Here is a 12,476-nt window from a genome sequence, read left to right on the forward strand (position 1 = left end):
GATCATGAACCAAAAAATTAGAATAAAACTAAAGTCATACGATCATAACTTGGTAGACAAGTCATCCGAGAAGATCGTTAGAGCGGTTAAAACAACCGGAGCTGTGGTTAGTGGTCCTATTCCGCTACCTACTGTTAAAGAAAAATTTACTGTGCTTAGATCGCCGCACGTAAATAAGAAGTCAAGAGAGCAATTTCAGCTTTGCACTTATAAGAGATTGGTAGATATCTACTCTAATAGTGCCAAAACGGTTGATGCTTTGATGAAGCTTGAACTTCCTAGTGGCGTTGATGTAGAGATCAAGGTATAGTTAATAAACGTATATCGTGAAAAGAACCAATAACAGTGGCTTATTGGTTCTTTTTTTATGTCAAAAAGTAAAACAAATCTTTTGTTCGAATCAGGGAATTGCTATCTTTGCAGTCCTTTTTACGAAAAGTTTATCCGGAAACGGTAAAAGAATAAATATTAAGCAAAATGCCTGGAATAATTGGTAGAAAAATAGGGATGACCAGCATGTACAATGAGGACGGCAAAAATCTTGCCTGTACACTCATTGAAGCAGGTCCTTGTGTAGTTACACAAGTTAAGGACAAAGAGTCTGACGGATATCGTGCAGTCCAGTTGGCTTATGGAGAGCGTAAGGAAAAAAATACGCCTAAAGCCTTGAAAGGACATTTTGCGAAAGCTAAGACTACTCCTAAAAGTAAAGTTGTTGAGTTCAGAGACTTTAGAGCCGAATTCGAAGACAAAATCAAGATGGGAAATACAATCAAATTGGAAGATGTATTTGCTGAAAAGGATTTTGTTGATGTAATCGGTCAATCTAAAGGTAAAGGATTCCAGGGTGTAGTAAAGAGACATGGTTTTGGTGGTGTGGGTCAAGCTACACACGGTCAGCATAACCGACTGAGAGCACCAGGTTCTATTGGCGCTTGTTCATTCCCTTCTAGAGTCTTCAAAGGTTTGAAGATGGCAGGAAGAACTGGTGGAGATAGAGTGAAGGTGATCAACCTGAAGGTTGTGAAAATGTACCCAGAGAAAAATCTTGTATTGGTAAGTGGACCAGTGCCAGGTGCGAAAAATTCTTACGTAATTCTAGAGAAATAAAAATGAAACTTTCAGTTTTCAATATTAAAGGAGAAGAAACCGGTAGAGAGGTAAGCCTTGATAAGAAAGTTTTCGGTATCGAGCCTAATGAGCATGCGGTATACCTTGAGGTAAAGCAATATCTGGCAAATCAGAGACAAGGCACTCACAAGGTAAAAACCAGAAATGAAATCACTGGTTCAACGAAGAAGATAAAGAAACAAAAAGGTACTGGTACAGCGAGAGCTGGTAGTATTAAGTCTCCTGTGTTTAGAGGTGGAGGGACGGTTTTTGGACCCGCACCAAGAGACTACAGTTTCAAGCTGAATAAGAAAGTAAAGAAACTTGCTAAGAAGTCAGCACTTTCAGCTAAAGCTAAGGATAAGCTAATTAGAGTTCTAGAAGATTTTTCTTTTGACACTCCAAAAACCAAGGAATTCACAAGTATCCTTGCTAGTCTAGCTGTAAATGACAAGAAGTCATTGGTGATCCTGGGATCACACAATGAGAATCTTTACTTGTCCTCTAGAAATATCAAGAATACCAAGGTGGCTACAGCTGATGAGTTAAGCACCTATGATTTAGTAAATGCTGATCATTTGATCCTGGTAGAAAGTTCTGTTGACCTAATCCAAAAAAGACTAAACTAAGATGGGAGTACTTGTAAAACCTTTGGTAACCGAGAAAGCTTCTGCTCTTAATGAGCATGGTAAATATGGATTTGTTGTGAGCAGAAAAGCGAACAAGGTTCAGATAAAAAAAGAAGTTGAAAAGACTTACGGAGTGACTGTAGAAAGTGTCAACACATTGGTACAACCAGGTAAGTCAAAATCCAGATACACTAAGTCTGGAATGATTGAAGGAAGAACACCAGCTTACAAAAAAGCTATCGTAAAGGTGGCAGATGGTGATATCATTGATTTTTATAGCGGAATATAAAATAGACAGATAGATGGCTGTTAAGAAACTTAGACCCGTTACCCCAGGACAGAGATTTAGAGTAGCACCTGTATTCGATAAGATTACTAAGGATGCTCCTGAAAAATCTCTACTTGCCTCAAAGGGTAAAAGAGGTGGTAGGAATAACCAGGGTCGAATGACGATCAGAAACGTAGGAGGTGGTCATAAGCAAAAGTTGAGAATGATCGATTTCAAGAGAGATAAGCGTGGTGTACCTGCCACAGTGAAGGCTATTGAATACGATCCAGGAAGAACTGCTCGAATCGCTCTTCTGTACTATGCAGACGGTGAGAAAAGATACATCATTGCTCCTGCTAACTTAGAGGTGGGAACAGAAGTATTAGCCGGACCTGGTATTGCTCCTGAAGTTGGTAATGCGTTGCCTCTATCGGATATTCCTCTAGGTACAATCATACACAATATCGAATTGATGCCTGGCAAAGGTGGTGCCATGACTAGAAGTGCCGGATCTTATGCTCAATTAGTGGCAAGAGAAGGTAAATACTCTACGATCAAATTGCCATCGGGTGAAATGAGACTGGTGCTGAATACCTGCTATGCTACTGTGGGTACCGTGTCTAACAACGATCACATGAATGTGAGACTTGGCAAAGCTGGTAGAAACAGATGGAAAGGTAGAAGACCAAGAGTAAGAGGTGTTGTTATGAACCCTGTAGATCACCCAATGGGTGGTGGTGAAGGTAGATCCTCTGGAGGCCATCCACGATCTAGAAATGGTAGATACGCTAAAGGCGAGAAAACCAGAAAGCCAAATAAATATTCTGATAAGCTGATTATAACTAAGAGAAAATAATGGCAAGATCACTTAAAAAAGGACCTTACATTGACTTCAGAGTTGAGAAGAAAGTGGACGCAATGAATGAGTCTGGTAAGAAGTCTGTAATCAAGACCTGGTCTAGAAGATCAATGATCTCTCCGGATTTCGTAGGACACACCTTTGCTGTTCACAATGGCAACAAATTCATCCCTGTTTTTGTCACAGAAAACATGGTAGGTCATAAACTTGGTGAATTTGCACCTACGAGAAACTTCAGAGGCCATATTGCTAAAAAAGATAAAGGTAGAAGATAATAAAGATGGAAACTGCAGAAAAGAAATTGAAAAAATCAGTCAGGATTCGTCTTCAAAAAGAAGCGATCAAAAAACACAGAGAAGACAATGCTGGTAAGCTTGGCGCTGTGACTGCTTCTTTGAGAAATGTACCTACTGCTCCACGTAAGATGAGGCTAGTTGCCGACATGATTCGTGGACAGAGAGTCAACTTGGCTCTGAATATCTTAAAATTCGATGCGAAACATGCGTCTAATACTCTAGAGAAACTGTTAATGACTGCCATAGCAGATTGGCAAGCTCAAAATGAGGATGTGAACATCGAAGATGCTGATTTGATTGTGAAGGAAGTATTTGTGGATGGAGGAAGAATCCTTAAGAGATTACGTCCGGCTCCACAGGGTAGAGCTCACAGAATCAGAAAGAGATCTAACCACGTGACAATCACAGTGGCAGATGCCAATGAAAACAATGTACAGTCTGAAGAAAAAGAAAGTAAATAATGGGACAGAAGGTAAATCCAGTTGGTCTTAGATTAGGAATCGTTAAAGGTTGGGATTCTGCCTGGTTTGGTGGAAAAGACTTTTCTGATAAGATTGTTGAAGATCATAAAATCAGAAAATACATCCAGGCTCGTATTCCTAAAGGAGGAATCTCTAGAGTAGTGATCGAGAGAACACTTAAGAGAATTACTTTGACTATCCATACTGCACGTCCTGGAGTAGTAATTGGAAAAGGTGGTTCTGAAGTTGATAAGATCAAAGAAGAGTTGAAAAAACTTACTGGTAAAGATCTTCAGATTAACATCTTCGAAATTAAAAGACCAGAACTTGATGCTAAGTTGGTTGGGGAGTCTATTGCTCAGCAGCTGCAGGCACGTATCTCTTACAGAAGAGCTATGAAGCAAGCAATTGCTTCTGCGATCAGAGTAGGTGCTCAAGGAATCAAAGTGAAAGTTTCTGGTAGACTTGGTGGAGCTGAAATGGCTCGATCCGAGCAATATAAAGAAGGAAGAATTCCTTTGCATACACTTAGAGCAGATATCGATTATGCTATTTCCGAAGCAAATACAGTTTATGGAAAAATCGGTATCAAAGTTTGGATCTTCAAAGGTGAAGTTTTCGGTAAAAGGGATCTTTCGCCTAACGTAGGCCTTCAGAGTAATTCTGGCAACTCTAATCAGGGTGGCCCAAGAAGAAGAAGAGGCGGTGATGGTCCGAAAAGAAGACGTGATAGAAAATAATCTCAATAACGCTTAGGTAAGATGTTACAGCCAAAGAGAACAAAATTTAGAAAGAGACAAAAAGGAAGAGTTAAAGGTTTAGCTCAGAGAGGACATAGATTGGCATTCGGCAATTTTGGTATCAAATCATTAGAGCCAGGATGGATCACTTCCAGACAAATCGAAGCTTCCCGTATCGCTGTAACCAGAGCGATGAAGAGAGAAGGACAGGTTTGGATCAGAATCTTCCCTGACAAGCCAGTAACTAAGAAGCCTGCTGAAGTAAGAATGGGTAAGGGTAAAGGAGCACCTGAATATTGGGTAGCTACTATAAAGCCTGGCACTATCTTGTTCGAAGCATCTGGGGTGCCAGCAGAAACAGCTAAAGAGGCGTTGAGATTGGCTGCACAAAAGCTTCCAGTTAAAACTAAATTCGTTGTAAGAAGAGATTATACAGGAGAATGAAAAATTCAGAATTAAGAGGTCTAAGTCTCGATGAGCTACAAGGCAGGCTCACTGCGGAGCAAGAAAACTACAGTAAACTTAAGTCTGCTCATAGCATTACTCCTATCGAGAATCCTATGAAGATCAGAGAAACAAGAAAACTGATAGCTAGGATTCAAACTGAAATTAGAGCTAAAGAATTAAGTAAATAACGCGATGGAAAGAAACTTGCGAAAAGAGCGTATCGGACAAGTGGTGAGCAATAAAATGCAAAAGACCATTACCGTTACCGTAGATAGAAAGATGAAACACGCTATGTACGGTAAGTTTATCCGTAAAACGACAAAGTTTACAGCTCATGACGAAAACAATGATTGCAACATTGGAGACACTGTGCGCATCATGGAGACTCGTCCGCTGAGTAAAAACAAAAGGTGGAGATTAGTAGAAATAATCGAACGAGCTAAGTAAGATGATACAGCAGGAATCAAGGCTAAATGTAGCAGATAATAGTGGTGCAAAGGAAGTTCTTTGTATCAGAGTTTTAGGCGGTACGAAAAAGAGATACGCTTCAGTAGGTGATCAGATCGTGGTAACTGTGAAAACAGCACTTTCTTCTAGTAGCCTTAAAAAAGGTACGGTTTCTAAAGCTGTTATTGTTCGTACTAAGAAAGAAGTAAGAAGAAAAGACGGTTCTTATATCCGTTTTGAAGATAACGCTGCAGTTCTATTGAACACCAATGGCGAACCAAGAGGTACACGTATCTTCGGTCCAGTAGCCAGAGAGCTCAGAGAAAAGCAGTTCATGAAAATTGTTTCATTGGCACCAGAAGTACTTTAAGAAATGAGCAATCACAAAACAAATAAGTTTCACATCAGAAAAGGCGATACTGTAATGGTAGCTGCTGGAAACGATAAAGGTAAGACTGGAAAAGTGTTGGAAGTAATTCCAGACAAGTACAGAGCGATTGTAGAAGGTGCTAATATCATTACGAAGCACGTAAAGCCATCTGCAGCTAATCCTGAGGGAGGACGTGAAGAAACAGAGGCTCCTATTCATATGAGTAACCTGACCTTAGTAGATCCAGCTTCTGGAAAACCTACTAGAGTTGGAAGAAAACTCAATGATGACGGTAAACTACAGAGATATTCTAAAAAAACTGGAGAATTTATCACTAATGGCTAGACCAAGATTAAAAGAGACGTACATCAAGGAGATTGCTCCTGCTTTGAAAGAAAAGTTCCAGTACAAGTCAGTGATGGAAGTACCTAAGTTGGTAAAAATAAGTATCAACAAGGGTATTGGAGCAGCAGTTGCAGATAAAAAATTGATCGATGTGGGAGTAGAAGAATTGACTACAATCACTGGTCAAAAAGCTGTACCAACTAAAGCTAGAGTTTCTATCTCTAACTTCAAGTTGAGAGAAGACATGCCAATTGGTGCAAGGGTTACCCTCAGAGGAGATAGAATGTATGAATTCCTTGATAGATTGACTACTGTGGCTCTACCTCGTGTAAGAGACTTTAGAGGTATCAAAGAGAAGGGATTTGACGGCCGAGGTAATTACAGCCTTGGAATCGAGGAGCAAATCATTTTCCCAGAGATCAGTATTGACAAAGTGAACAAGATATCCGGTATGGACATCACTTTTGTAACTACAGCAAAAACTGACGAAGAAAGTTTAGCACTACTGAAAGCATTCGGAATGCCGTTTGTATCAGGCAAAAAATAATTAACATGGCTAGAGAAGCAGTAAAAGCAAGAGAGAGAAAAAGAGAAAAGCTAGTAGCTCGATATGCTGAGAAAAGAGCAGCATTGAAAGAAGCTGGTGATTACGAAGCATTAGATAAGCTTCCAAGAAACTCTTCAAAAGTAAGACTTCACAATAGATGTAAGCTTACTGGTAGACCTAAGGGATACATGAGGAAGTTTGGAATCTCAAGGGTTACGTTCAGAGAAATGGCCAATGAAGGCAAGATCCCTGGAGTAACAAAAGCAAGCTGGTAATCTTTATTTTTAATCTTAGCTTAGATATTTAAAAATATTCATTAATTTTGCACCCCGTTTTCGGGGTATTTAATTGTATAATAGAATGGTAACAGATCCGATTGCAGATTACTTGACTAGGGTTAGGAATGCGATAAAGGCAAATCATCGTATTTTGGAGATTCCTGCTTCTAATTTGAAGAAGGCGATGACCAAGGTATTGCATGACAAGGGATTCATCCAAAACTATAAGTTTGAGGATGATGACAAGCAGGGTATTATCAAGATCGCTTTGAAATACAACCCTCAAACCAAGCAGTCTGCGATTACTAGCTTGGAGAGAGTGAGTAAGCCAGGATTGAGAAAGTACGCTGATGCGGAAAATCTTCCAAGAGTATTAAACGGACTCGGTATTGCAATCTTGTCTACTTCAAAAGGAGTAATCTCTGATAAAGAAGCTAGAAAAGAGCATGTCGGAGGCGAAGTGCTGTGTTACGTATATTAAAATATTGATTGAGAAATGTCAAGGATAGGCAAAGCACCAATTTCATTACCTGCGGGCGTTACACTTACTGTGAATAAGGGAAGTGTAACTGTAAAAGGACCTAAAGGAGAGTTAGTTCAAGAGGTTCACCCAGATATTACCGTTAAGGTGGAGGGTGAGACCGTAACACTTGAGCGACCAACTGAGCAGAAAAGACATAAGGCAATGCATGGTTTGTATCGTGCGTTACTGAATAACATGGTACTTGGTGTAAGTGAAGGATTTAAAAAGGAACTTGAGCTTGTAGGGGTAGGATATAAAGCCTCCAATCAAGGTAACGTGCTTGAGCTAAACCTTGGATACTCTCACAACATCTTCTTTGCTGTACCAGAAGACCTAAAAGTGGCAACAGAAACAGCTAAAGGACAAAATCCTAAAGTAGTTGTGGAAGGTGCTGACAAACAACTGGTTGGTCAGGTAGCTGCAAAGATTAAGTCACTAAGAAAAGTGGAGCCTTACAAAGGAAAAGGTATCCGATTCATTGGTGAACAAGTAAGAAGAAAAGCTGGTAAAACCGCTGCTAAATAATTAAAAGATGGCTGTTACTAAATTACAGAGAAGAAAAAGAATCAAACTCGGGATCAGAAGAAAGATCACGGGTACTGGTACTAGACCAAGAGTTTCAGTTTTTAGAAGCAACAAGGCTATATATGCTCAATTAATCGACGATGATAAAGGAGTGACACTAGCATCTGTTTCTTCAAGAGAGCTAGGAAAAGAGCGTAACAACATCGAGGTTTCAAAAGAAACTGGGACCAAGCTTGCAGAAAAAGCAAAGGCAGCGGGTATCGAATCAGTCGTTTTTGATAGAAATGGGTATCCATACCACGGTAAAGTGAGAGCTTTTGCTGAAGGTGCTCGTGAAGGAGGTCTAAAATTTTAATTGAATATCATGTCACAAAGCAATATTAAAGCAGTAAAAGCCAGCGAAATAGACCTGAAAGAAAAGGTTGTAGCAATTAAGCGTGTAGCGAAAGTTGTGAAAGGTGGTCGTAGATTCAGTTTTTCGGCTATTGTAGTAGTTGGTGATGGTAATGGAGTAGTTGGATATGGTCTTGGTAAAGCGAATGAGGTAACTGATGCTATTACCAAAGGAGTGGATGATGCGAAGAAGAACCTTGTGCGTGTACCATTGTTCAAAACGACTGTACCACATGAAGCCATAGGTAAATTTGGTGGTGGATTGGTTCTATTGAAGCCAGCAGCACCAGGTACTGGAGTAATTGCTGGTGGTGCCATGCGTGCTGTATTGGAAAGTGCTGGTATTCACGACGTACTTGCAAAATCAAAAGGATCTTCTAACCCGCACAACGTGGTAAAAGCAACATTCGATGCTTTGAACAGAATGAGGGATCCATTTGCGGTAGCAAAACAAAGAGGAGTAGCGTTAGATAAAGTTTTTAACGGTTAAGAAAATGGCTAAGAAGGCGAAAGTGTTAATCACACAGACCAGAAGTACAATCAAGCGTACTCAGAGACAAAAGAAAACGATAGAGGCTTTAGGTCTTGGTAAGATCAACAAGAGTGTTGAGAAGGAGCTAACTCCTCAAATCTCTGGCATGATCACTAAAGTTCAACATTTAATCGACGTAAAAGAGCTTTAAGATGAAATTAGAATCATTGAAGCCGGCTAACGGTTCAACTAAAAATAAAAAGCGAATAGCTAGAGGTCAGGGTTCTGGCAAAGGAGGAACTGCTACAAGAGGTCATAAAGGTGCTCAATCAAGATCTGGTTATTCTAAGAAGATCGGTTTTGAAGGTGGACAGATGCCACTACAAAGACGAGTTCCTAAGTTTGGATTCAAAAACAACAACAAAGTTGTGATGAAGCCAATTAACCTGGATGACCTTCAAGCGTTGAGTGATGCCAAGAAGCTCACAGAAATTACTCCAGAGATCCTTCGTGAGAACGGTATGGCTGGTAAAGGGGATACTATAAAGGTATTGGGTAGAGGAGAGTTAAAAGCGAAGTTGACTGTAAAAGCACATAAATTTTCTAAGACTGCCCAAGAAGCTATTGAAAAAGCGGGTGGTTCTGCATCTGTAGAGGAATAATTGATGAAGAAGTTTATACAAACGATAAAGAATATATTCTCGATTGAGGAGCTTAGAATAAGAATCCTAAACACCATAGGATTTCTTATCATTTTCAGATTAGGCTCTTACGTGGTGTTGCCAGGAGTTGATGCAAATCAATTGACAGGTGATGCATCGGGAATTTTTGGACTACTAAACACCTTCTTAGGTGGTGCATTTAGTAGAGCTTCAGTATTTGGTCTAGGTATTATGCCTTACATCTCAGCATCGATCGTGCTGCAGTTGATGACAGTGGCCGTTCCTTACTTCCAGAAACTTCAGAAAGAAGGAGATAGTGGAAGGAAGAAGATCAACCAAATTACTCGAGTACTTACCATCTTTATCTGTTTGGCTCAGTCGATTGGTTACATTAATGCGACCATTCCTGCTGAGGCTGTAATTCTTCAAAATCAATTCTTATTCCAAACTTCTTCAATAGTAATTCTAACCGCAGGAACGATATTCTGTATGTGGTTAGGTGAGAAAATTACCGACAAAGGAATTGGAAATGGGATTTCAATGCTAATAATGATTGGGATCATATCTAGATTTCCAGGAAGCATTGTGGCTGAAGCTCTTTCTCGTGGAATGAACCAAGCGCTAATCTTCATACTTGAGCTTGTAGCTTTGTTCGTGGTGGTTATGGCTACTGTGGCTTTAGTACAGGCAGTAAGAAGAATACCGGTACAGTATGCCAAGCAAGTCGTGGGCAACAAAGTTTATGGCGGCCAAAGACAGTATATCCCACTGAAAGTGAATTCATCTGGTGTAATGCCGATCATCTTCGCTCAATCACTAATGTTCTTACCGGCTTTGATTGCAGGTATATGGGTGGATCAAAGTGATACAGCTCAATACATTAGTACAACATTCTCAGATATCCAATCATGGCAATACAATCTAGTATTCGCGATACTTATAATCTTATTTACATTCTTTTACACTGCCATCACTATCAATCCTAATCAGATAGCTGATGACATGAAACGAAATGGTGGATTCGTTCCTGGAATTAAACCAGGTAAACAAACATCAGATTTCATAGACAGTGTCTTAACAAGAATTACCTTGCCTGGATCCTTTTTCCTCGCTTTGATTGCAATACTACCAGCCTTTGCCATGATGGCAGGAGTTAGTACAGGTTTTGCACAGTTCTATGGTGGTACCTCGCTACTAATCATGGTAGGAGTGATACTGGATACCTTACAACAGATCGAAAGTTACCTTTTGATGAGACATTACGAGGGGATGATGAAGTCAGGCAGAGTGAAAGGTAGAACACAAAATACTGCAGTAGCATAATGGCTAAACAATCATCCATAGAACAAGACGGAACAATTGTAGAGGCGTTATCAAATGCGATGTTCAGAGTAGAGTTGGAAAATGGACATCAAGTGATCGCACATATTTCTGGTAAGATGCGCATGAACTATATCAAGATTTTACCTGGAGATAAAGTGAAGTTGGAGATGTCTCCATATGATTTAACAAAAGGAAGAATAGTATATCGCTATAAATAAGAAATTATGAAAGTTAAAGCATCCATAAAAAAGCGAAGTGCTGACTGTAAAGTGATCCGAAGAAAAGGAAAACTTTATGTGATCAACAAGAAGAACCCGAAGTTTAAACAAAGACAAGGATAAGAAATGGCTAGAATTGCAGGAGTTGATATTCCAGATAATAAAAGAGGCGAAATCGCCCTTACATACATCTTTGGAATTGGTAAAAGTTCAGCACAGAAGATTTTGGCTGAAGCTGGTGTAGATCTTAATAAGAAAGTTCAGGACTGGACGGAAGAAGAGTCTGGAGCAATCAGAACGATCATCAGCGAGCAACATAAGGTAGAGGGTGTTCTTAAGTCAGAGATCCAGTTGAGCATCAAGCGTCTGCTTGATATCGGATGCTATAGAGGTCTAAGACATAGAAAAGGTCTTCCTGTAAGAGGACAAAAGACTAAGAATAACGCAAGAACTCGTAAGGGTAAGCGTAAGACTGTAGCAAACAAGAAAAAAGCGACTAAGTAATAAATAGAGATGGCGCAAAAGAGAAAAGATAAGGCAAAAAAGAGAGTTGTAGCGGTAGATGCGCAAGGACAAGCGCATATCCAAGCTACATTCAACAATATCATCATTTCTTTGACGAATGGTCAGGGACAGGTGATCTCTTGGGCATCAGCTGGTAAGATGGGCTTTAAAGGTTCAAAAAAGAACACTCCATATGCAGCTCAGGTAGCAGCTCAGGATTGTGCAGCTAAAGCTTACGAGCAAGGATTGAGAAAAGTAGAGGTTTTCGTAAAAGGTCCTGGTGCTGGACGTGAGTCAGCAATCAGAACCATCCAAAATTCAGGTATCGAAGTTACAGTCATCAAAGACGTTACTCCACTACCACACAACGGATGCAGACCTCCAAAAAGAAGAAGAGTTTAATAGTAAATACTGTAGAATAAGATGGCAAGATATACAGGGCCTAAGACTAAAATTTCTAGAAAGTTCGGAGAACCTATCTTCGGGTCTAGCAAAGCACTGCAAAAGAAAAACTACCCTCCTGGACAACACGGTAGAGGTAGAAGAAGAAAGCAGTCTGAATACGCTATCCAGCTTGCTGAGAAGCAAAAGGCTAAATACACTTATGGTCTACTAGAGAAGCAATTCGCAAATATTTTTGACAAAGCTTCACGTAAAAGTGGTATCACTGGTGAGATTCTTTTGCAATTGCTAGAAGCTAGATTGGACAATACAGTATATAGATTGGGAATTGCGCCTACAAGAAGAGCTGCGAGGCAACTAGTCGGTCACAAGCACATTACTGTGAACGGTGAAATCGTAAATATCCCATCTTTTACATTGAAAGAAAATGATATAGTAGGTGTAAGAGAAAAATCAAAATCACTAGAGGCGATTACTGATAGCTTAGCGGCTAATGCTTCTAAGAAATTCTCTTGGTTAGAATGGGATTCAACTGATATGGTTGGTAAGTTCCTTAATTCTCCATCAAGAGAGGAAATACCAGAGAACATCAAGGAGCAACTGATCGTTGAATTGTACTCTAAGTAAGATTTTAACAAAAACTTTAAAGAAAATAAT

The 12,476-nt window shown here is 39.8% G+C and carries 27 protein-coding genes; all 27 read left to right on the forward strand.

What is annotated here, in order from left to right:
- Positions 1–4 precede the first annotated feature (4 nt).
- Positions 5–310, forward strand: coding sequence for a 30S ribosomal protein S10 (gene rpsJ, locus ACO067_RS15890; protein ID WP_115868028.1), 306 nt, complete (start codon positions 5–7; stop codon positions 308–310).
- 167 nt (positions 311–477) lie between these two features.
- Positions 478–1,110, forward strand: coding sequence for a 50S ribosomal protein L3 (rplC, locus tag ACO067_RS15895; RefSeq protein WP_421875733.1), 633 nt, complete (start codon positions 478–480; stop codon positions 1,108–1,110).
- A 2-nt stretch (positions 1,111–1,112) separates the two neighbouring features.
- Complete coding sequence (gene rplD / locus ACO067_RS15900) at positions 1,113–1,739, forward strand: 50S ribosomal protein L4 (protein ID WP_421875735.1); 627 nt, start codon at positions 1,113–1,115, stop codon at positions 1,737–1,739.
- Between the two features lies 1 nt (position 1,740).
- Entirely contained in the window at positions 1,741–2,028 is a 288-nt protein-coding gene (gene rplW / locus ACO067_RS15905) for a 50S ribosomal protein L23 (protein ID WP_421875737.1), read from the forward strand.
- 13 nt (positions 2,029–2,041) lie between these two features.
- Positions 2,042–2,863, forward strand: a complete 822-nt coding sequence (gene rplB / locus ACO067_RS15910) for a 50S ribosomal protein L2 (protein WP_421875739.1) — start codon at positions 2,042–2,044, stop codon at positions 2,861–2,863.
- Positions 2,863–3,141, forward strand: a complete 279-nt coding sequence (gene rpsS, locus ACO067_RS15915) for a 30S ribosomal protein S19 (RefSeq protein WP_421875741.1) — start codon at positions 2,863–2,865, stop codon at positions 3,139–3,141. The genes rplB and rpsS overlap by 1 nt, the downstream gene beginning before the upstream one ends.
- Positions 3,142–3,146: 5 nt before the next feature.
- Positions 3,147–3,623 (forward strand): 50S ribosomal protein L22, encoded by a 477-nt coding sequence (rplV, locus tag ACO067_RS15920; RefSeq protein ID WP_421875743.1) that lies wholly within the window; start codon positions 3,147–3,149, stop codon positions 3,621–3,623.
- Positions 3,623–4,363 (forward strand): 30S ribosomal protein S3, encoded by a 741-nt coding sequence (gene rpsC / locus ACO067_RS15925; RefSeq protein WP_421875746.1) that lies wholly within the window; start codon positions 3,623–3,625, stop codon positions 4,361–4,363. Before rplV ends, rpsC begins: the two co-directional genes overlap by 1 nt.
- A gap of 21 nt (positions 4,364–4,384) precedes the next feature.
- The gene (rplP, locus tag ACO067_RS15930) at positions 4,385–4,807 is read left to right on the forward strand and encodes a 50S ribosomal protein L16 (RefSeq protein WP_421875748.1); all 423 of its coding nucleotides are present in this window, start codon (positions 4,385–4,387) and stop codon (positions 4,805–4,807) included.
- Complete coding sequence (gene rpmC / locus ACO067_RS15935) at positions 4,804–4,998, forward strand: 50S ribosomal protein L29 (protein ID WP_421875750.1); 195 nt, start codon at positions 4,804–4,806, stop codon at positions 4,996–4,998. Before rplP ends, rpmC begins: the two co-directional genes overlap by 4 nt.
- Before the next feature lie 4 nt (positions 4,999–5,002).
- Complete coding sequence (gene rpsQ, locus ACO067_RS15940; protein WP_421875752.1) at positions 5,003–5,257, forward strand: 30S ribosomal protein S17; 255 nt, start codon at positions 5,003–5,005, stop codon at positions 5,255–5,257.
- A gap of 1 nt (position 5,258) precedes the next feature.
- Positions 5,259–5,627, forward strand: a complete 369-nt coding sequence (rplN, locus tag ACO067_RS15945; protein ID WP_421875754.1) for a 50S ribosomal protein L14 — start codon at positions 5,259–5,261, stop codon at positions 5,625–5,627.
- Between the two features lie 3 nt (positions 5,628–5,630).
- Complete coding sequence (gene rplX, locus ACO067_RS15950) at positions 5,631–5,972, forward strand: 50S ribosomal protein L24 (protein WP_421875764.1); 342 nt, start codon at positions 5,631–5,633, stop codon at positions 5,970–5,972.
- Positions 5,965–6,519 (forward strand): 50S ribosomal protein L5, encoded by a 555-nt coding sequence (gene rplE, locus ACO067_RS15955; protein ID WP_421875766.1) that lies wholly within the window; start codon positions 5,965–5,967, stop codon positions 6,517–6,519. The genes rplX and rplE overlap by 8 nt, the downstream gene beginning before the upstream one ends.
- Before the next feature lie 5 nt (positions 6,520–6,524).
- Positions 6,525–6,794, forward strand: coding sequence for a 30S ribosomal protein S14 (gene rpsN, locus ACO067_RS15960; RefSeq protein WP_421875768.1), 270 nt, complete (start codon positions 6,525–6,527; stop codon positions 6,792–6,794).
- An 85-nt stretch (positions 6,795–6,879) separates the two neighbouring features.
- Positions 6,880–7,278 (forward strand): 30S ribosomal protein S8, encoded by a 399-nt coding sequence (rpsH, locus tag ACO067_RS15965; protein WP_421875770.1) that lies wholly within the window; start codon positions 6,880–6,882, stop codon positions 7,276–7,278.
- 15 nt (positions 7,279–7,293) lie between these two features.
- Positions 7,294–7,845: a 50S ribosomal protein L6 gene (rplF, locus tag ACO067_RS15970; protein ID WP_421875772.1), complete on the forward strand. Its 552-nt coding sequence runs from the start codon at positions 7,294–7,296 to the stop codon at positions 7,843–7,845.
- A gap of 7 nt (positions 7,846–7,852) precedes the next feature.
- Entirely contained in the window at positions 7,853–8,200 is a 348-nt protein-coding gene (gene rplR / locus ACO067_RS15975; RefSeq protein WP_421875774.1) for a 50S ribosomal protein L18, read from the forward strand.
- Positions 8,201–8,209: 9 nt separating this feature from the next.
- On the forward strand, positions 8,210–8,728 hold the full coding sequence (gene rpsE / locus ACO067_RS15980) for a 30S ribosomal protein S5 (RefSeq protein ID WP_421875776.1): 519 nt from the start codon (positions 8,210–8,212) through the stop codon (positions 8,726–8,728).
- Between the two features lie 4 nt (positions 8,729–8,732).
- Positions 8,733–8,921, forward strand: a complete 189-nt coding sequence (gene rpmD, locus ACO067_RS15985) for a 50S ribosomal protein L30 (protein ID WP_421875778.1) — start codon at positions 8,733–8,735, stop codon at positions 8,919–8,921.
- A 1-nt stretch (position 8,922) separates the two neighbouring features.
- Complete coding sequence (gene rplO / locus ACO067_RS15990) at positions 8,923–9,372, forward strand: 50S ribosomal protein L15 (RefSeq protein ID WP_421875781.1); 450 nt, start codon at positions 8,923–8,925, stop codon at positions 9,370–9,372.
- Between the two features lie 3 nt (positions 9,373–9,375).
- Positions 9,376–10,695 carry a preprotein translocase subunit SecY gene (gene secY, locus ACO067_RS15995; RefSeq protein ID WP_421875783.1) on the forward strand — a complete coding sequence of 440 codons (1,320 nt, stop codon included), beginning with the start codon at positions 9,376–9,378 and terminating at the stop codon, positions 10,693–10,695.
- Positions 10,695–10,913, forward strand: a complete 219-nt coding sequence (infA, locus tag ACO067_RS16000) for a translation initiation factor IF-1 (RefSeq protein WP_092102289.1) — start codon at positions 10,695–10,697, stop codon at positions 10,911–10,913. Before secY ends, infA begins: the two co-directional genes overlap by 1 nt.
- Before the next feature lie 6 nt (positions 10,914–10,919).
- A complete protein-coding gene (ykgO, locus tag ACO067_RS16005) occupies positions 10,920–11,036 on the forward strand; it encodes a type B 50S ribosomal protein L36 (RefSeq protein WP_009053196.1) in 117 nt (38 codons plus the stop codon).
- Positions 11,037–11,039: 3 nt separating this feature from the next.
- On the forward strand, positions 11,040–11,417 hold the full coding sequence (rpsM, locus tag ACO067_RS16010) for a 30S ribosomal protein S13 (protein WP_421875786.1): 378 nt from the start codon (positions 11,040–11,042) through the stop codon (positions 11,415–11,417).
- A 9-nt stretch (positions 11,418–11,426) separates the two neighbouring features.
- Positions 11,427–11,819 carry a 30S ribosomal protein S11 gene (gene rpsK / locus ACO067_RS16015; protein WP_421875788.1) on the forward strand — a complete coding sequence of 131 codons (393 nt, stop codon included), beginning with the start codon at positions 11,427–11,429 and terminating at the stop codon, positions 11,817–11,819.
- A gap of 21 nt (positions 11,820–11,840) precedes the next feature.
- Complete coding sequence (gene rpsD / locus ACO067_RS16020; protein WP_421875790.1) at positions 11,841–12,446, forward strand: 30S ribosomal protein S4; 606 nt, start codon at positions 11,841–11,843, stop codon at positions 12,444–12,446.
- The last annotated feature ends 30 nt before the right edge of the window (positions 12,447–12,476 follow it).

It is taken from the genome of Marinoscillum sp. (assembly GCF_965229915.1).
GTDB lineage: Bacteria > Bacteroidota > Bacteroidia > Cytophagales > Cyclobacteriaceae > Marinoscillum.